At 60.6% G+C, this 18439-nt stretch carries 15 protein-coding genes; 5 read left to right on the forward strand and 10 right to left on the reverse strand.

The features are described from left to right. The first annotated feature begins 129 nt into the window (after positions 1-129). Positions 130-969, forward strand: coding sequence for an ABC transporter ATP-binding protein (locus WN72_RS32530; RefSeq protein WP_092213206.1), 840 nt, complete (start codon positions 130-132; stop codon positions 967-969). Between the two features lie 3 nt (positions 970-972). Here WN72_RS32530 and WN72_RS32535 read toward each other — a convergent pair whose 3' ends face one another. Then, positions 973-2112 (reverse strand): AGE family epimerase/isomerase, encoded by a 1140-nt coding sequence (locus WN72_RS32535; protein WP_167380641.1) that lies wholly within the window; start codon positions 2110-2112, stop codon positions 973-975. Positions 2113-2198: 86 nt separating this feature from the next. Between WN72_RS32535 and WN72_RS32540 the strand changes: the two genes are divergently transcribed. Beyond that, positions 2199-3422: a phenylacetate--CoA ligase family protein gene (locus tag WN72_RS32540; protein ID WP_143130542.1), complete on the forward strand. Its 1224-nt coding sequence runs from the start codon at positions 2199-2201 to the stop codon at positions 3420-3422. A 637-nt stretch (positions 3423-4059) separates the two neighbouring features. Here the strand turns inward: WN72_RS32540 and WN72_RS32545 are convergent. Beyond that, positions 4060-4623: a D-glycero-alpha-D-manno-heptose-1,7-bisphosphate 7-phosphatase gene (locus WN72_RS32545; protein WP_092213204.1), complete on the reverse strand. Its 564-nt coding sequence runs from the start codon at positions 4621-4623 to the stop codon at positions 4060-4062. Between the two features lie 466 nt (positions 4624-5089). Between WN72_RS32545 and WN72_RS32550 the strand changes: the two genes are divergently transcribed. Then, positions 5090-5329: a hypothetical protein gene (locus tag WN72_RS32550; protein WP_143130541.1), complete on the forward strand. Its 240-nt coding sequence runs from the start codon at positions 5090-5092 to the stop codon at positions 5327-5329. A 660-nt stretch (positions 5330-5989) separates the two neighbouring features. Here WN72_RS32550 and fcl read toward each other — a convergent pair. The 3 genes from fcl to WN72_RS32565 form a co-directional block, all read right to left on the reverse strand. Then, positions 5990-6931, reverse strand: coding sequence for a GDP-L-fucose synthase (fcl, locus tag WN72_RS32555; protein ID WP_092213198.1), 942 nt, complete (start codon positions 6929-6931; stop codon positions 5990-5992). After that, entirely contained in the window at positions 6912-7982 is a 1071-nt protein-coding gene (gene gmd / locus WN72_RS32560) for a GDP-mannose 4,6-dehydratase (protein ID WP_194482934.1), read from the reverse strand. Before gmd ends, fcl begins: the two co-directional genes overlap by 20 nt. Positions 7983-8372: 390 nt before the next feature. Further along, positions 8373-9437: a methyltransferase domain-containing protein gene (locus WN72_RS32565; protein WP_092213194.1), complete on the reverse strand. Its 1065-nt coding sequence runs from the start codon at positions 9435-9437 to the stop codon at positions 8373-8375. A 269-nt stretch (positions 9438-9706) separates the two neighbouring features. On the opposite strand from WN72_RS32565, the gene WN72_RS32570 reads away from it, so the two are divergent. Then, complete coding sequence (locus tag WN72_RS32570; RefSeq protein ID WP_167380640.1) at positions 9707-10639, forward strand: NAD-dependent epimerase/dehydratase family protein; 933 nt, start codon at positions 9707-9709, stop codon at positions 10637-10639. Positions 10640-10893: 254 nt separating this feature from the next. Here the strand turns inward: WN72_RS32570 and WN72_RS32575 are convergent, their stop codons facing one another. From WN72_RS32575 to WN72_RS32595, 5 genes are all read right to left on the reverse strand, one after another. Further along, positions 10894-11991: a DegT/DnrJ/EryC1/StrS family aminotransferase gene (locus WN72_RS32575; protein WP_092213190.1), complete on the reverse strand. Its 1098-nt coding sequence runs from the start codon at positions 11989-11991 to the stop codon at positions 10894-10896. An 18-nt stretch (positions 11992-12009) separates the two neighbouring features. Continuing rightward, positions 12010-12477, reverse strand: a complete 468-nt coding sequence (locus WN72_RS32580) for an acyltransferase (protein WP_092213188.1) — start codon at positions 12475-12477, stop codon at positions 12010-12012. Then, complete coding sequence (locus WN72_RS32585) at positions 12474-13535, reverse strand: Gfo/Idh/MocA family protein (protein WP_092213186.1); 1062 nt, start codon at positions 13533-13535, stop codon at positions 12474-12476. The genes WN72_RS32580 and WN72_RS32585 overlap by 4 nt, the downstream gene beginning before the upstream one ends. Positions 13536-13760: 225 nt before the next feature. Next, entirely contained in the window at positions 13761-14777 is a 1017-nt protein-coding gene (locus tag WN72_RS32590; RefSeq protein WP_092213766.1) for an NAD-dependent epimerase, read from the reverse strand. A 19-nt stretch (positions 14778-14796) separates the two neighbouring features. After that, complete coding sequence (locus WN72_RS32595) at positions 14797-16089, reverse strand: nucleotide sugar dehydrogenase (RefSeq protein WP_092213184.1); 1293 nt, start codon at positions 16087-16089, stop codon at positions 14797-14799. Between the two features lie 415 nt (positions 16090-16504). Here WN72_RS32595 and asnB point away from each other — a divergent pair, with 415 nt between their 5' ends. Continuing rightward, the gene (gene asnB / locus WN72_RS32600) at positions 16505-18439 is read left to right on the forward strand and encodes an asparagine synthase (glutamine-hydrolyzing) (RefSeq protein WP_092213182.1); all 1935 of its coding nucleotides are present in this window, start codon (positions 16505-16507) and stop codon (positions 18437-18439) included.

Here is an 18439-nt window from a genome sequence, read left to right on the forward strand (position 1 = left end):
ACACACAACTGTCATCCCCCGCGAAGGCGGGGGATCCAGTACGCCGCGACTTCTCCGTGAATCTCAGGCGTCTCTGGAATACTGAGTCGCCCGGTCAAGCCGGGCGACGACAGCAGAGAGTTATGAAACATGACCGAGACCGCAGAAGCCGTTCGCACCTCCCCCAGCGTCGTCCCCGCGCCTCCCCTCCTCGCCGTGCGCAACATCGAGGTCGTCTATGACGACGTCATCCTGGTGCTGCGCGGCCTCAGTCTCGACGTCCCCAAGGGCGCGATCGTGGCGCTGCTGGGCGCGAACGGCGCCGGCAAGTCGACGACGCTGAAGGCGATCTCGGGGCTGCTCAAGACCGAGGACGGCGAGGTTACGCGCGGCGAGATCCTGTTCGAGGGCGAGCGCATCAACGGCATCGATCCTGACAAGATCGTCCGCCGCGGCATTTTCCAGGTGATGGAGGGCCGGCGCATCGTCGCCGACATGACCTCGCTTGAAAACCTCAAGCTCGGCGCCTTCACCCGCAGGGACCGCGAGGTCGATGCCGATCTCGACATGGTCTTCAACTATTTTCCGCGTCTGAAGGAGCGCACTGGCCTGGCCGGCTATCTCTCCGGCGGCGAGCAGCAGATGCTCGCGATCGGCCGCGCGCTGATGGCGCGCCCGAAGATGATCCTGATGGACGAGCCGTCGATGGGCCTTTCGCCGCTGCTGGTGAAAGAGGTGTTCTCCATCATCCAGAAGATCAACCGCGACCTCGGCGTCACCATCCTGCTGGTCGAGCAGAACGCGCGCGCCGCGCTGTCGGTGGCGAGCCACGGCTACATCATGGAGCAGGGCAAGGTCGTGCTCGACGGCACCGCCGACGAGCTGCGCGATAACGAAGACGTCAAGGAGTTCTACCTCGGCGGCACCGGCGACCAGCGCAAAAGCTTCAAGAACCTCAAGAGTTTCAAGCGCCGCAAGCGGTGGCTCTGAAACTCACTCGAGCACCTGCTCCGCTTCGGTGACTGCGCAGAGAACATGATAGAACGACGACGCAGGAATGGTGTCGACCAGCGATTTGCCGTCGCGATCGAACTGGTCGTACCAGCCGCCCTTGACGGGATGGCTGAGGTAATGCCGTTCGAGCAGCACCAGCGCCGCACGCGCTTCGTCCGCGGCGCCCGCCTCGCCGGACTCGGCCTGCGCGATCCACGCCTTCGCCATCTCGGTCTGCGGCCACAGCCGGCGCGTCGCACGGCGGATGTTGCCGACAGCATCGCCCTCGTCGGTGAGGCAGCCGGTCGCCTCGTCGCGATAGCGCAGCGCGGTCGCGAGCAGCTCGGCGCGGCGCTGCCCGGTCGGGCATCCCGTGATTCGTTCGAAACCCTTCAGCAGCCAGACCCATTCCGCCTGATGGCCGGCCTCGACGCTGACCGGCTCGATCTTCGACCAGTCCTCCTCAAAATACTCGGTCAGGATGTGCTTCTGCTTGTCGTAGAGATTGGCGAGAAACAGCGCGAAGAATTCGCCGGCGCGGTTCTGGAACGACAGATCGTGGGTCGCGTCGAAGCACGCGATCATCGCCTCGAACAGGTGCATGTGCGGGTTCTGCCGGCGCGGCAGCGAGACCGGCAGGCTTTCGTGGACGCCGCCATGCGGCGAGCGCAGGTGGCCATCGAGGAAGGCGAGCAGCGCGTCGATCTCGGCGCGCACCTGGGCGTCTTGGTCGAGGGTGTAGACGGTCGCGAGCGCAAACAGGATGAAGGCGTGGTCATAGGCATCGCGCCGCGCGTCCTGCACCGCCCCCTCCGGCGTCAGTCGGTGCACATAGCCAGGCTTGCCGTCGGGCGCCTTCGCCTTCGCCAGGAGGTGCTCCAGCCCCTTCAGCGCGATGGCGCGCCCCTGCGGGTACCAGCCCATCTGCGCCGCCTTGGCGTAGCACCAGATCTGGCGGGCCTGGACGAATACCCGCCGCGGCGCGGCGGTGTCCGCCGTTCCGTCGCGGTGCAGCCGGTCGATGAAGCCGCCTGCGGCCTCATCCCAGCCGATCGTCGACCACAGCGGCAGCGCGTCCTCGATCATGCGGCGCTTCAGGCGCGCGACGACGCCCGCCGCAATCATTCCTTCGTCCGCCATCGCGTCCTCTTCAAGCCGAGCCAATGGCCGTCTGATACCCATGCCGGCGGCGGCGCGCAACGGATGCCAACCCGGAAAGACCCGCCATGACCGCCCATTACGACGACCGCGAGACGCGCCAACCGGCCGCGCGCGAGACCGAGCTGTTTTCCCGCCTGCCGGAGGTGCTGCGCAGCGCGATGGCAGCGCCAGCCTATGCCGAGCGGCTGAAAGGCATTGACCCCACCGCCGTGACCTCCCGGGCGGCGCTGGCGGCCTTGCCGGTGCTCCGCAAGTCGGAGCTGCCGGCCCTGCACAAGGCCTCCCAGCCCTTTGGCGGCTTTGTCGCAGCGGCGCCGGGCTCGTTCGCCCGCCTCTTCACCTCGCCCGGCCCGATCTTCGAGCCGGAGGGGCGACAGGCCGACCCCTGGCGCGGCGCGAGGGCGCTGTTTGCGGCCGGATTCCGCCCCGATGACGTCGTGCTCAACACATTCAGCTATCACCTCACCCCTGGCGGCTTCATCTTCGACGCCTCGGCGCGGGCGCTCGGCTGCGCGGTGATCCCGGCCGGCCCCGGCAATACCGAGCAGCAATTCGAGCTGATCGAGGCCTATCGTCCGGTCGGCTACAGCGGCACACCGGATTTTCTGAAGATATTGCTCGATGCAGCCGCAGCTGCGGGGCGCGACGTCTCCTCGATCAAGCGTGCGCTGGTCTCGGGCGCGGCCTTCCCGCCGTCGCTCCAGGCCGAGATCAAGGCGCGCGGCATCGACGCCTACCAGGCCTTCGGCACCGCAGATCTCGGCCTCATCGCGTTCGAGACCGAAGCGCGCGAGGGCATGGTCGTGAACGAGGATCTGATCCTGGAGATCGTCAAGCCCGGCACAGGCGATCCCGTGACTCCGGGCGATGTCGGCGAGATCGTCGTCACCTCGCTCGACCCGCACCACCCCTGGATCCGGCTTGCGCTCGGCGATCTCACGGCCGCGCTGCCGGGCACCAGCCCCTGCGGCCGCACCAACATGCGGATCAAGGGCTGGATGGGCCGCGCCGACCAGACCACCAAGGTCAAGGGCATGTTCGTCCGGCCCGAGCAGGTCGCCGAGATCAGCAAGCGTCATTCCGCGCTCGGCCGGCTGCGGCTCGTCGTCGCGCGTCAGGGCGAGACCGATGCCATGACGCTGAAAGCGGAAACGGCCGTCGCGAGCGACAGCTTACGCGATGAGATCGCCGCCACCTTGCGCGCGGTGACAAAACTTGGCGGCAATGTCGAATTGGTCGGCCCGGGTGCGCTGCCGAACGACGGCAAGGTGATCGCGGACGAGCGGTAGAGCCCCCTCTCCCGCTGAATTTCTTTTGGTGTTTCTCTGCCACCACGGAAAAGAACGGTGAAATTAAAAACATTGGCCAGTCGACGGCAGAAAGGTCCATTTTCCTCGAAAATCGAGCGCTTGCCGGTTAAACCCGCTTTGCGAAACAGAGATTTGCAGGTAGCGAACCGGAAAAGAAAGGCAGGCCGCACGGAAAGCAGTTATGGCGAGCCATAACGGCGGAACTTGACGCTCAAGCGAAATTATGGCGGCCAAGGCCGCTCCCGACCTCCGGCGGCAAGTCAGGGCTGGGAGGCAGCTCACGTGAGCCTTCCAAAGGGATCTTATCGCTTGGTCGCCGGCCATGGCTCCGCGTTCGTGACATAGACCCAATACGGAACGCCAAATCCGGAATATAGCTGGCCCCATGGCTTCAAATAGAAATGCCAAGCTCGAACGTCGCGACGTTCAACAACTTCGGCCGGGACGATGTACAGAGGCTCGCCACCTTCGTAAAATTGTAGATTTGGGAATCGTGCACGCGCCCGCGTGATCGCCGCGCGGCTGAAGGCTTCGATTTTGTCGCTTTCACGTCAATGTCCCGCCTTGAGTTCGCGAACTCGCAGGCGACCGGCCTCTCCCTGGCGATGGCGACGAGTCAATCCTGCGTTCCCGCACCTCCATGCTGCCAGAGCGGTTGATGCGGAGGATTGTCGGACCAATTCGTTAATAGCGGGGTGATGAAGGCATGAAGATTAGACCCATTGAACAGATAGGCTGTGATGCCGGCGGCCTGCGCCGCTGCAAGGTCGCTTTGCTTGTCCCCGATCATGAAGCTAGCATCCATATCGACCGAATAACGCTCAAGCAAACCTGTAATCATTCCCGGTCGCGGCTTGCGGCAGTTGCAGACGAGACGATATCGCTCGATCGAACCATCGGGATGATGTGGACAGAACTCGAACGCATCTATATGCGCACCGACGATAGCAAGCTCACGCGACATCCATTCGTGCAAATTGCGAACGTGCCGCTCCTCGAAAAACCCCCTCGCGACTCCCGATTGGTTCGTTACTACGAAAGCAAAGTACCCGGCATCATTGACTGCTTTTACGGCACGGTGCGCTCCTTCCACCCACCGGATCCTGGCCGGATCAAAAGCATAGCCGTCGTCCTCATTGAGCACGCCATCGCGATCAAAAAATACTGCGGGACGCATCAAAGCTCACTAACCCAACTTGGAAGGGGCCACCGATTTTCCGGCAAGCACGGCTACATTTCAATATCTGAGCAGTTGGACGGCATCGTACTCGCGGGCGCCTCTCTTGCATCCTGCTCGTTGCCGTTCGCGCGAAATAGCCCCGTTTGTCGCTTTGACGCCCGTCACACGCTCTCGTCTTTACCCCACAGGCGTGAGAACAATAGCCGTTGCCTGCAAAACGAGCAACAATGTTGCGACAGAAAGGCCTGGCATTCATCGGCAGTTGGAGCATTACTGAGTCGGCGCGCCGGTATCTCGCCTCGCGGTCGCGGGCTTAAGGCAGTACGGCCTCCGGAGCCGCTTGTCTTGCGCAGAAGATACCATGCGAACAATGGACAAAAGCCGATATACGAGGTCAATACCTTCACCCCAGCCTCACGGCAGCAGATCGTATTCGGCCGACCCAGCATTGCAACGACAGCTCTTCTTGCTTCGATTCAAGCCGATCGAGGGCTGGTCGCGAGATGCGACATCTGACATCGCCGACGCGCTGGCCGAGCGCGCGGCCACCACCAACGCGGAGATGCCGCCGGCGCGCGCGATTGATTCGCGCCGACCATCATGGCGCTCTGACGTGCAGCCCGCCATGCCCCTTCGCCAATCCACCCAGTTAGATCTCATCGACTCTGGATTTGCGGCGGCTTCCGAAAAGTGTGGCGGTTACTAAGCCCCGCGATGCCGAGGCCTTGACATTAGATCGTGAGATCTGATCAGTACTTCGCCACGACCAAAGCGGGCCAGTTGAAGCGTAAACAAAGGAGGTGCTGATCGCCTGCACCAGGGGGTTTTAAGGCGATGTCGCGGCCGTTGGAAGGTTGCCCACATCGTCAGTTCGTTGATGGGCCTTCTTGTCTGGTATTCGGTTCTCATAAGCCAGCCAGGAGCCAAAATGCCGAAGATCTGAGGCTACACCGCCGCCGACGAGCCAGCGCCGCGATTGAAACCATCGGTGTGCAGGCCGGACCGGAGCGCCGTACCCCTCTGTTGAACAGGATCGTGCCCATCCAGTGCGAGCTGGAGAAACCGCCGTTCACGCAAGAAAGGACATTCGGCACAACCAACAGCCGAGCGCGCGCCAGGAGCCCAAGAGCCGTCATTCTTGATCTTACCAGCAACGAACGGCCCCTGGTCCTGAATGGCGCCCTTGAGGCTATCGGACCGGCCGTCTGCAAAACACGCCAGCAAGCCAGGATCAGCCAAGCAAGAACTGGCTACGCAAAGCAGACCAGCATCAATGAGAGGCTCCGTCGGATCCGCTGAGCAACCCGTACGCTTTCCGCGCGGTGCGTGTGCTAAAATCGCAAAGACAGACGCGCACTCGCCGCATCTATACTTGCGACAAATACACTGCATAGGCGCGCTTCAGGCCATCGTGAAGCGAGGTGGTCGCGCGCCAGCCGAGCCCATTGAGGCGGCCGACGTCGAGCAGCTTGCGCGGCGTGCCATCGGGACGCGAGGTGTCGAAGCTGATCTCGCCGCTGTAGCCGACGATCTCGGCTACGACACGCGCGAATTCGGCGATGGCAATGTCCTCGCCGGTGCCGATGTTGATGAGCTCAGGCCTCGAATAGGTCTTCATCAGGTGCACGCAGGCATCCGCCATGTCGTCGACAAAGAGGAACTCGCGCCGCGGCGTGCCGGTGCCCCAGACTACGACATTCGTCGCGCCGGACACTTTCGCCTCGTGGAAGCGGCGGATCAGGGCGGCGACCACGTGGCTCATCTCAGGATGATAGTTGTCGCCGGGGCCGTAGAGATTGGTCGGCATCACGCTGATGAAATCGCTGCCATACTGGCTGCGATAGGCCTCCACCATCTTGATGCCCGCGATCTTGGCAATCGCATAGGGCTCGTTGGTCGGCTCCAGCGGGCCGGTCAGCACGGAATCCTCGCGCAGCGGCTGAGGCGCCAGCTTCGGATAGATGCAGGACGAGCCCAGAAACATCAGCTTCTCGGCGCCGTTCTGGTGCGCGGCATGGATCACGTTGGCCGCGATCGCTATGTTGTCGTAGATGAACTCGGCGCGCAGCGTGTTGTTGGCGACGATGCCGCCGACCTTGGCGGCGGCAAGGAAGATCACCTGCGGCCGCACGCGCGCGAACCAGTCGAACACGGCGGCCTGGTTGCAGAGATCGAGCTCGCGGCGGTCCACCGTGACGAGCCTCGCATCCTCCCGTTCGAGCCGGCGCACCAGCGCGGCTCCGACCATGCCGCGATGGCCGGCGACGTAGACGCTTTTGCCTTTCAGCTCAAACGCTGTGCTTGCCACGGCCGGCGTCCCGTTTCGCGTCCGCCAGATCGCTCGCTACCATCTCCTCGACGAGCTGTGCAAACGTCCGCTTCGGCTTCCAGCCGAGCACCTGGCGCGCCTTGCTGGCGTCACCGACCAGGAGATCGACCTCGGTCGGGCGGAAATAGGTGGGATCGATTCTCACCACGGCCTCGCCGCTCGTCTCGTCGACGCCGGTCTCGTCAACGCCCTGCCCGCGCCATGCGATGCGGCGGCCGACATGGGCGAAAGCCAGCTCGACCATCTCGCGCACCGAACGCGTCTCGCCGGTGGCGAGCACGAAATCATCAGGCTTGTCGGCCTGGAGGATCATGTGCATGCCTTCGACGTAGTCCCTGGCATGGCCCCAGTCGCGCTTGGCTTCGAGGTTGCCGAGATAGAGCGTGTCTTCGAGGCCGACTTCGATGCGGGCGACGGCACGGGTGATCTTGCGGGTGACGAAGGTCTCGCCGCGGATCGGGCTCTCATGGTTGAACAGGATGCCGTTGCTCGCGAACATGCCATAGGCTTCGCGGTAGTTCACCGTGATCCAGTAGCCGTAGAGTTTGGCGACGCCGTAAGGCGAGCGCGGGTAGAACGGCGTGGTCTCCTTCTGCGGGATCTCCTGCACGAGGCCGTAAAGCTCGGAGGTCGAGGCCTGGTAGAACCGCGTCTCCTTCTCCATGCCGAGGATGCGGATGGCCTCCAGGAGGCGCAGCACGCCGATGGCGTCGGCATTGGCGGTGTATTCCGGGCTCTCGAAGCTGACGGCGACGTGGCTCTGGGCAGCGAGATTATAGATCTCGGTGGGGCGGATCTGCTGCATCAGGCGGATCAGATTGGTCGAATCCGTCATGTCGCCATAGTGTATCAGGAACGGCACATTGCCGACATGCGGGTCCTGGTAGAGGTGATCGACGCGCGCGGTGTTGAACGAGGACGAGCGGCGCTTGATGCCGTGCACGACATAGCCGAGCGACAGCAGATATTCGGCGAGATAGGCGCCGTCCTGGCCGGTCACACCGGTGATCAAGGCCACCCGCTTCGTCATACGTTCCTCTAGGGGTGAAGTAGAATGTTCAATCGACGATTGTACCATTTGAACATTAACGCTGTCTCGTCAACCCGAACTACATCGCCAAAAAAACACAGGAGGCCCGGAACAACGACTGCAGAATGACATCGCATCCGCTGACGATGCTGCGAACAAACCGCGTAGCTGAACTAAGATAATCGATGAGGCGAGACCGCTGCTCGGCCTGACGGCGCGTGCGGTGAAGGCAGCTGCAAGCTTCGACAGAAAGACCGCGATGATTGTCTATGCGTGGCTGATCGACAATTGCTGCGCGACCGGACCTTTCGGTCAACAGCGAGCAGCGTACAACGTTTTCGCCGGCGTGTCAGCGATTCAGTGCAACCAATTGCCAGACGACTAGAGCAGTCAGAATTTGCAGGTGTACCGCCGACCATTGGTGTTTGGATCCGAGCCGTCGCTGGTAGAAAAATATAGTGCACTCCCCCAATGAGAATATGCGCCTTTGCCGATCGTTCTGATCGTTTCGTGGGATGAATGGGGCGGTCCGAGCAGCTTGCCATCCTCAAATAGGCCTAGCACTGATGCGATGGGATTCGAATTATTATCTCCGGGAGGAACGTGGTCTGGAAGAATGGAGGTCCATGTCTGTCCATCGGACGCACCCGATGCAGACGAGATTAGGACCTCCCTAGGCTTATAAGCCGTAGTTCGCTTGCCATCCTTCATCTCGAACGGAGCAAACCAATCGATCGATCTTGATATTGGAGCTTCCCCCGTGAACTTTCTTCCGTACAGACTTTGTATCGGTACGGCCTTATCGAGTGAATTCGGCAGCTTTCGCGCCGCGAACATATGGAACGCAATTTTGTTGTCCATCGTCCCGAGCAGCCCTTCACCGAAGGACCCCGTCAGCGCTGGGCGAACTTGGCAAGAGCCTGGTGCTTGTATTTCAAAATGGATAGACGCCGAGTGCAGGAGTTCGTACCTGGCGGCGGCGTAGTAGTCCAACATCAAAGTAGGGCTGAATTGGTAGAAGCCGTGATCAATACAATTGCTCATAGGCAGAATGTGAATGGCCAGGCCACCTGGCTTAAGCATTCGAGTGATATTCGTCAGCGCGTTGGGGACATGGAAAACGTGTTCAAGCGTTCCGCCGTTCAAAACGACGCCAAATCTCCCGACCAGTTCTGTAGGGAGGTCTTCGTTGTTTAGGTCGAATTCAAAATCGGCGCCTTCGTATCGGCTTACATCCATGCTGGATAGTTCCGACATTCCGCAGGTTTCGAAGTAAGCCTGAGCGGTCATCTGCACATCACTACGAGGCCATAGCGAGAGTTTGCCGATAGCAGATTTGAACGTCCTTTCGGTGAACCCAACATCCATGACACCAAGGGTTAGGACTGGTCCATTCGCCTCGCGAGCGAGAAGCCATTCGCGCAACAGCACTGCAACGTTGAGAGCTAATCCCATCGGACACCCGGTTCTTGTCCATTCTATTGGTGTATCACACGACCAACACCTTTGTGGCCGCTATAAAAGGTTCCAGGGCAGACATCAACGTCCCCGCGCGGCAACCTTGAATGCTAGCCGGACTTACGTATACAAAGGGACTTGTTGCTAATGGGTGACGCCCTATAAGACCGCGTTGTTTGACAGTCGTAGCAGACACTCGTTATTCACCGAACACGCTCATGTGCTCAAGAATCAGCCCCCCGGGTAAGATTTCAAGCTCAACAACCTTGACCGAATTAGGCAACAACAAAATTGTGCTTGTGACCGGTGCCAGTGGTTTTGTTGGCCGCCACTTGGTCAAATATCTTGCGGAACGCGAATACACTGTCATTGCGGGTTCACGCTCATTTTTTGGGTTTAAGCATCCGAATATAACAAATATCCAGCTACCGGATTTGACCAGCCGTTTTGACTGGAGATCACTATTATATCAATGTGATACGGTAGTACATCTAGCCGGTTTGGCGCACAGTTTTGCGAGTGATGATCTATATAATTTAGTCAACGTTCAAGCCGTAGCATCACTTGCGCAAGCAGCAAAAGAGTGTGGCACGAAACAACTCGTTTATGTTTCATCAATTGCAGCGCAGTCAGGTTCGTATGCTGACGTAAATCTGACCGAGGCAGATCCACCTCGGCCGACAAATGCTTATGGCCGCTCTAAACTGGCGGCAGAAGATATCGTCCGCGCCGCGGATGTTCCGTTCACCATCCTTCGGCCAGTAGTCATGTATGGGTTCAAAGAAAAGGGCAATTTTGCTTTGATGAGGAAATGTGCACGTTTGCCGGTCCCACTTCCATTCGGAAGCCTCAAAGCACCCAGATCGGTATTATCAATCAGCAATTTTAGTTCGGCCGTTGATTTCGTTCTGAGGGATGTTCGATCAATCGGCGAAACGTTTATTGTCTCCGATCCTAGGGCGGTCAGTGTGGCAGAGATGATAGCCGCGTATCGCGTCGCTTTGGGGAAACGCCCTAATCTAATCCAAGTACCGGAGAAGTGGATCGAAACGACATTTAAACTTCTGGGCCAAGAAGGAATGTGGCAGCGCATGGGCTGCCCGCTCTTAGCTTCTCCTCATAAGCTATTGCAACGGGGCTGGACACCGGAACAAAATAGCTTCTCAGTACAGAGAGATAAAGAAAAGCAGGTTGATTGACACGCGCCGTGTTGAACGAGGATGATCTACGCTTCATCCCAAGGCCGAGCAGATACTCCACGAGATACTCGCCCTACTGCCCTTGATGCCGATAATCAACATTACGCCGCTTCGAATCCTGAGCCACCATTTTTCCAGAAAGCGAATTGTCCGATCCAGAGGGGACGGTCTGTAGTAATTCGAGCAGCCCTCAACTTTCATGGCGAGATTGGTCGGCCGTATGGGTCTTTGAAGGCTGCACGGGGCGCTCGCGATCAAAACGTCAGCACCAAATCGATCACTTCGTCCTGCTGCTGGCGCGTGATCTCGGCGAACATCGGCAGCGAGAGAATCCGGCCCTGATTGCGATGGGCGTTGGGGAATTGCTCGAGCCGGTGGTTGAACCGCGCATAGGCCGGCAGGAACGGCAGCGCCGTGGGATAGTTGATCGCGGTCTGCACGCCATTGGCGTTTAGATGGGCGGCGAGCGCGTCGCGGCGCGGATGCCTGATCGTGTAGAGGTGATAGACGTGGCTGCGCGCCGGCGCGACCTCGGGCACCACGACATCCTCGATCTGGTTGAGACCGGCATCATAGACTTCGGCTGCAGCCTGCCGCGCTTCGGTCCAGGCGGCGAGATGCGGGAGCTTGGCCGAGAGGATCGCGGCCTGCATGCCGTCGAGCCGGCTGTTGATGCCCTCGATATGGTGCTGGTGCTTCACCAATCCGCCGTGGCGCGCCAGCATCGCCATATGCTCGGCCAGCGCCTTGTCGTTGGTGACGACCGCGCCGGCGTCGCCCATCGCGCCGAGATTCTTTCCGGGATAGAACGAGTAGGTCGCGGCCTCGCCGAACGTCCCGACCATGCGGCCCTTGTAGCGCGCGAGATGGGCCTGGGCGCAGTCCTCGATCACCCACAGCTTGTGCTTTTGCGCGATCGCCATGATAGCGTCCATGTCGGCTGGTTGGCCGTACAGATGCACCGGGATGATGCCAACCGTGCGCGGCGTGATCGCGGCCTCGATCGCCGCCGGATCGATCGTGAAGGTCGCGTCGTCGGTGTCGCAGAAGACCACGGTGGCGCCGGCATGGGTGATCATCGCCGCGGTCGAGATCCAGGAATGCGCCGTCGTGATCACCTCGTCGCCCGGTTGCACCTTCAGCGCCCGCGTGGCGAGGTAGAGCGCGTCGGTGCCGTTGGCGCAGGATACGCAGTGCGCGATCTCCGCAGCCGCAGCGAATTCGCGCTCGAAGGTGTCGACATAGCTGCCGCGAATGAAGGCGTTGTCGCGGATCACGCCGGCGATCGCCGCATCGATCTCACCCTTGATCGATTGGTATTGCAGTTGCAGGTCGGCATACGGCACAGCCATCGATATACCTCTATTGCCCTATTGGCTCGCCACCAGGCGGCGCGCCGGATTGCCGGCATAGGTGCCGGGCGTCGTAATGTCCTTGGTCACCACCGATCCTGCGCCGATGACGACGTCGTCGACGATTTTGACCGGCATGATGGTGGCGTTGGAGCCGATCGACACGCGGCTTCCGATCACAGTCTCACGCCACAACTCCTTGCGTCCGCGCGCCGGGCCGCCGGTCGCGAACGTGTCGTTGACGAACATCACGCCGTGCCCGACGAAGCAGTCTTCGCCGATGGTGACGAGTTCGCAGATGAAGGCATGCGACTGCACGCGGGTCCGCGCCCCCACGACCACGCCCTTCTGGATCTCGGTGAACGGCCCGACGAAACAATCGTCGCCGAGCGTGCAACCGTAAAGGTTGCAGGGCTCGACGATCTTGACGCGCTCACCGAACACGACGTCACGCACGCTGGCCTGATGCACGTCCGGCCGATTCACGAAACGACACCCAGCCGGCTCAGCCGGGGCGTGAAGCGCAGCGCGACCTCCTCGCCGGTCTCGATCGATTCATACAGCGCCGAGATTAGCTCCAGGCTCTTGCGACCCTCAAGCCCGTCGACCAGCGCTGCGCGCTGGTTCTCCAGGCAATCGACCACGTGATGATAGTAGGCCTGATGGCCGAAGCCGTAGACATTGGGCGGGTTGACCGAGAATTTCTCGACGACGTCCCTGTCCGACGGCAATTCGTGGACGAAGCGCCAGTGCCGGATCTGGTTGACCGCGAAACCCGAAATCTCGACGGTGCCCTTTTCGCCCAGGATCGACAGCGAGCCCTCGATATCCGTCGGACGCGCCGCGGTGGTCGCTTCGATGATTCCGAGCGCGCCGTTGCGAAACTTGAGCGTTGCAACGGCCGTGTCCTCGGTTTCGATGCTGGCCAGCGCCGTCGCCGCACGCGCATGCACGCTCACGACGTCACCGAAGAACCACTCCAGCATGTCGACATGGTGGCTCGCCTGATTGGTCAGCACGCCGCCGTCATAGGCCCAGGTGCCGCGCCAATCGTCCTGGTCGTAATAGGCCTGGTCGCGGCACCAGCGCACCCGGACCGTCCCCAGGATGAGCTTGCCGAAGCGGCCGGCATCGAGTGCCTCGCGCGCCTTGACCACCGGCACGTTGAAGCGGTTCTGCTTGACGATGAACATCTTGACGCCGGCCTCGTCGCAGGCCCGGATCATGTCGTCGGCGTCCTGCAGACGCAGCGCCATCGGCTTCTCGACGACGACGTGCTTGCAGGCCCTCGCGCAGGCGACCACATGCGCGGGATGCAGACCGCTCGGCGTCAGCACGGCGACCGCGTCGATATCCTTGCGGGTCAGGAAGTCGTCCATGTCGTAATGGGCCGCAACGCCGAACTTCGCCGCGACTGCATCAGCGCGCGCGCGAATCGGATCGCAGACCGCGACCAGGCTTGCTCCCTCGATGTGATTGCCACCCAGGAGATCGGAATGACGCTTGGCGATACGCCCGCATCCGAGCAGGCCGAATCTGATCATGCAAAGGCCCTGTCTTATCTCGCGGCCGGCTATTGCAGCCAGCCGAAGAGCCGGGAACAAGCGGCCTTGCGAGCCGCACGCTAGCGTTCCATTACCCAGAAAACCCGGGATAAAGCAAGGCCATACGCCGATCAGGCAGCGGACGATGGGCCAACCCGCGAGGTCCATCGCCCGGCTCTCGGGCGCAAACCCGATCCGTGGCCGACCACGAATGCCGGCTCCCCGTCAGACCTTATGGTACTCGCGGTACCACTTGATAAATCGTGCGATTCCGTCCTCGATGGAGGTCGCAGGTCGAAATCCGATGTCCCGCGCCAGATCGTCGATATCGGCATACGTCGCCGGCACGTCGCCAGGCTGCATCGGCAACAGTTCCCTGATTGCCGTCCGGCCGAGCTCCTTCTCCAGCAATGAAACGACGTGCAGGAGCTCCTCGGGATTATTGTTGCCGATATTGTAGATTTTCCAGGGCGCCCTGCTGCTCGAAGGATCGGGCGCGGCGGTCGGCCGGATTGCTTGCCCCTGAGGCGGACGCTCCATGAGCCGGATAATCGCTTCCGCGATATCGTCGACGAAGGTGAAGTCACGCCGCATATCACCATTGTTGAACAACTTGATCGGCGTTCCGCTCAAAATCGCCTTTGCGAAAATGAACATGGCCATGTCCGGACGACCCCATGGACCATAGACCGTGAAGAACCGCAATCCGGTGGCTGGGATGCCGTACAGATGGCTATAGGAATGCGCCATCAGCTCATTGGCCTTCTTCGATGCAGCGTACAGGCTGATCGGATGGTCGACATTGTCATGCACCGAAAACGGCAGTTTCGTATTACTGCCATAGACCGATGATGATGACGCAAACAGCAGGTGGCCGCAGCCGTTGTGGCGGCAGCCTTCAAGGATGTTGATGAAGCCTTCCAGGTTCGCATCCACATAAGCGTGTGGATGCTCCAGCGAATAGCGCACACCGGCCTGGGCGGCGAGATGGACAACCACCGGAAAACGATACTCGGCAAAGAGCGCCTTGATACCCGCGCGATCCGTCAAATCGAGCTTCACAAAGGTAAAGTTCGGGTCACGCTTCAGGATTTCGAGACGCGCTTCTTTCAGCCGAGGATCGTAATAGTCGTTGACGATGTCCAGGCCGACAACCCTGCGGCTCGCCGCCAGGAGGCGCTGGGCAACATGAAAGCCGATGAACCCGGCAGCTCCGGTGACCAATGGTGTATCGTGCGACATCGCTTTCTCAGCCATCCTTCTACAGCCGCCAGAGTTCGATGCCGGCGGGCGTCACGCTACGGTCGAGCTTCGCCTTGACGTCGAGGATGAGACCCGTGCCGCCATCCAGAAGTCGTTGGAGAAGCGGCCAACCACCCGCAAGATAGCTATCGTGTGCCACGGCCAAGATCACCGCATCGGCCGGGCGCAACGCATCCAAATCGGTCAGCGTCAGCCCGTATTCATGCCTTGCATCCCCCGCGTTCGCGAGAGGGTCGTGCACCTGCACGTGGATACCGAATGTTTCGAGCTCGCGAATGATGTCGACCACACGGGAGTTGCGGGTATCCGGAACGTTCTCCTTGAAGGTCAGACCGAGCACCGTGACGGTGCTTCGGCCTCCGCTTCCCTTGCCGCAAAGCAGCATTCGAACACATTCGCGGGCAATGCGCTGACCCATGCCATCATTGATCCGGCGACCGGCCAGAATGACCTCCGGATGGTAGCCCGCTCGCTCGGCACGAAAAGTCAGATAGTAGGGGTCGACGCCGATGCAGTGTCCACCAACGAGGCCGGGCTGAAACGGCAGAAAATTCCATTTTGTGCCCGCGGCCGCCAAAACGTCTCCGGTGTCGATATTCAGCACCTGAAAGATCAGCGACAGCTCGTTCATGAACGCGATGTTGAGATCTCGCTGCGTGTTCTCGATGACCTTGGCAGCCTCGGCCACCTTGATCGAAGGTGCGCGATGGATGCCAGCCGTCACGACGGACCCATAAACATCAGCGACAATATCGAGCGTTTTGGGGTCCTGAGCGGAGACGACCTTCATGATGGTCTCGAAGCGGTGCAGCTTGTCGCCAGGATTGATCCGCTCGGGAGAGTATCCAACGGCGAAGTCCACGCCCGGCTTCAAGCCTGTTGAGACCTCCGCCAGGATGGGGATACATTCCTCCTCGATCGCGCCAGGAAAAACCGTCGATTCGTAGACGACGATGTCGCCTTTCTTGAGCACACCCCCGACCGTGCGCGACGCGGCAATCATCGCCCCCAGATCCGGCCGGTTCGAATCGTCGATTGGCGTCGGCACAGTGATGATGAAAAAATCCGAGCCACGGATCGCCGCCGGATCGACGGAGAACGTCAACGAGGCATGGCGGAGATCGTCGGCGTCGACTTCACGCGTCCGATCATACCCCTTGCTGAGCTCGGTAACACGGCTGCCGTCTACGTCAAAACCGACGACGGGAAACCCCTTGCGCGCAAAGGCAACCGCAACGGGAAGCCCAACATAACCCAATCCAATAACAGCAATCTCTCGGGAATGTGACATCAAGGAAGTTCCGGCCCAGGCTCACCATCGACGCCGATTGTTTAGCCGCCCTACCGCTTGCGTCGCAAGAGCGAAAGTCCTTAAAATTCAAGGATTTTGCCGGAGAAAGCCCATGCTATTGCCAGCGCGCCCCAAACAGAATACCAAGGCAATGTAACTTCTCCGGCTCCTCTGGTCCCTTTTTAGGCACCTGCGACACACCCGCATGCGTCGGCTCTTGAATTCTGTCGCTACCAGTACTGCCAGCGTTGCTCCATCCGTCGCCGTCGTGGCTATTGGTTCGGGCCTGAGCCAGGCCATCAACGCTGGATTGCTGTCTTGTTCCCGTGGTCGAGATGCCATTCCGCCGGAACGGCGGTCGGCTTGGATCGCTTCCTGCCAGCTGACCGATTTGCAAGCCTTCCTGTAGGGCACGATGTGTGGAATCGCCGGATTTCTCGCTGACCCCAGCCGCCGGGCATCAGTTGATCAGCTGAAATCAACCGCTCACGCCATGGACGTCAGCCTGGAACATCGCGGACCCGACGATCACGGCATATGGCTCGACGCCGAAGCCGGTGTTGCACTCGTTCACCGCCGCCTGTCGATTGTGGATCTTTCACCCGCCGGGCACCAGCCCATGCACTCGGCCGACGGCCGCTTCGTGATCGTCTACAACGGCGAGGTCTACAGTCACCTCCCGATCCGAGCCGAGATCGAAGCGACCGGTCATCGTTTTCGGGGACACTCGGACACGGAGGTCTTGATCGAATCATTTGCGCGATTCGGAATCCGCGCCACGGTCGACCGACTGATCGGAATGTTTGCGATCGCGATCTGGGACAAGCAACAGCGAACCCTGACGCTCATTCGCGATCGTCTCGGCATCAAACCGATCTATTGGGCCAAGATCGGCGGACTGTTCATGTTCGGCTCGGAACTCAAGGCGCTTCGCCAGCATCCGGGATGGACGCCTCGGATCGAACCGGCGGCGGTCGCCTCGTTCATGCGGTACAACTACATCCCTGCTCCACACACAATCTATCGGGATGTCTACAAACTCGAGCCGGGAACCATTCTGACGCTGGAGTTCGGTCGCGAACCACGAACTGAGAAATTCTGGGATGCCCGGCAGGTAGCCCTCGGCGGGCTGAGGAACCCGCTCACTGGAGACGAGGCGTCGCTGGTTGAACAACTCGAGACGCTCCTTGTCGATGCCGTCCGCAAGCGCACGATGGCCGACGTGCCGCTCGGCGCATTCCTTTCCGGCGGAATCGATTCAGCGACGGTCGTCGCGTTGATGAAAGCCGCAAATGTTGGACCCGTGAAGACGTTCTCGATCGGCTTCGACGAAAAGGCCTTTAACGAGGCGCCTCACGCCGCTGCAATCGCCAAGCATCTCGGGACGGACCACACCGAACTCATCGTGACGTCGCGGCAAGCGCTCGAAGTCGTACCGAAGCTTTCCGAGATCTTCGACGAGCCGTTCGCTGATTCCTCGCAGATTCCGACCTACCTGGTTTCGGCGATGACACGCAAGTACGTCACCGTCGCGCTTTCGGGCGATGGCGGCGACGAACTCTTCTCAGGCTATAACCGATATCAGCTCACCCGCCATTCCTGGAGGATGCTTTCGCTGGTGCCAGCCCCGCTGCGAAAGGCAGTTGCTGCGGGACTGACTTCGGTAAGCTCGGAGCGATGGAACGCCATTTTCGACTACCTTCCGGAACATAGTTATCCACGGCTGCCCGGCGACAAGATCCATAAATTCGCGAACGTGCTCGGGCTGAACGATGCCGATGAACTGTACAGAAGGCTGATCAGTCATTGGGACCCGGGCAATATCGCGCCTGGGGTTGCGGAAGCGCGTGGGGTCTTGTGGGACAGTTCCGTACGGGCTGACTTTCCGAATTTGCTGGATCGAATGCAATTCCTCGACTCGGTGACGTATCTTCCCGACGATATTCTGACCAAGGTGGATCGTGCGAGCATGGCGGTCGCGCTCGAAGTGAGAGTGCCGCTGCTCGATCACCGCGTCGTCGAAATGGCCTGGCGGCTCCCGCACTCCGTCAAGATCCGGCGCGGCGTCAGCAAATGGCTGTTGCGTCAGGTTCTGTACCGTCACGTCCCGAGAAATCTCATCGAGCGTCCAAAGATGGGCTTTTCCGTTCCGCTCAGCGAATGGTTGCGCGGACCGTTGCGGCAATGGGCGGAAAACCTGCTCTCCGAGAAGCGATTGCGCGAGACGGAGCTCTTCGACGTCGCCCTGATTCGCCGGCACTGGGCCGAGCATCTGTCGCGCGAGCGCAATTGGCAGTACCCGCTCTGGGACGTCTTGATGTTCGAAGCCTGGCGCGAACGGTGGGGGTGA

The organism is Bradyrhizobium arachidis, assembly GCF_015291705.1.
GTDB lineage: Bacteria > Pseudomonadota > Alphaproteobacteria > Rhizobiales > Xanthobacteraceae > Bradyrhizobium > Bradyrhizobium arachidis.

What these genes read in the sequence shown, in the direction of transcription:
- WN72_RS32530 (WP_092213206.1), top strand. Translation starts at nt 130, where the DNA reads ATGACCGAGACCGCAGAAGCCGTTCGCACCTCCCCCAGCGTCGTCCCC.
- WN72_RS32535 (WP_167380641.1), bottom strand. Translation starts at nt 2,112, where the DNA reads ATGGCGGACGAAGGAATGATTGCGGCGGGCGTCGTCGCGCGCCTGAAG.
- WN72_RS32540 (WP_143130542.1), top strand. Translation starts at nt 2,199, where the DNA reads ATGACCGCCCATTACGACGACCGCGAGACGCGCCAACCGGCCGCGCGC.
- gmd (WP_194482934.1), bottom strand. Translation starts at nt 7,982, where the DNA reads ATGACGAAGCGGGTGGCCTTGATCACCGGTGTGACCGGCCAGGACGGC.
- WN72_RS32565 (WP_092213194.1), bottom strand. Translation starts at nt 9,437, where the DNA reads ATGGGATTAGCTCTCAACGTTGCAGTGCTGTTGCGCGAATGGCTTCTC.
- WN72_RS32575 (WP_092213190.1), bottom strand. Translation starts at nt 11,991, where the DNA reads ATGGCTGTGCCGTATGCCGACCTGCAACTGCAATACCAATCGATCAAG.
- WN72_RS32585 (WP_092213186.1), bottom strand. Translation starts at nt 13,535, where the DNA reads ATGATCAGATTCGGCCTGCTCGGATGCGGGCGTATCGCCAAGCGTCAT.
- WN72_RS32590 (WP_092213766.1), bottom strand. Translation starts at nt 14,777, where the DNA reads ATGTCGCACGATACACCATTGGTCACCGGAGCTGCCGGGTTCATCGGC.
- WN72_RS32595 (WP_092213184.1), bottom strand. Translation starts at nt 16,089, where the DNA reads ATGTCACATTCCCGAGAGATTGCTGTTATTGGATTGGGTTATGTTGGG.
- asnB (WP_092213182.1), top strand. Translation starts at nt 16,505, where the DNA reads ATGTGTGGAATCGCCGGATTTCTCGCTGACCCCAGCCGCCGGGCATCA.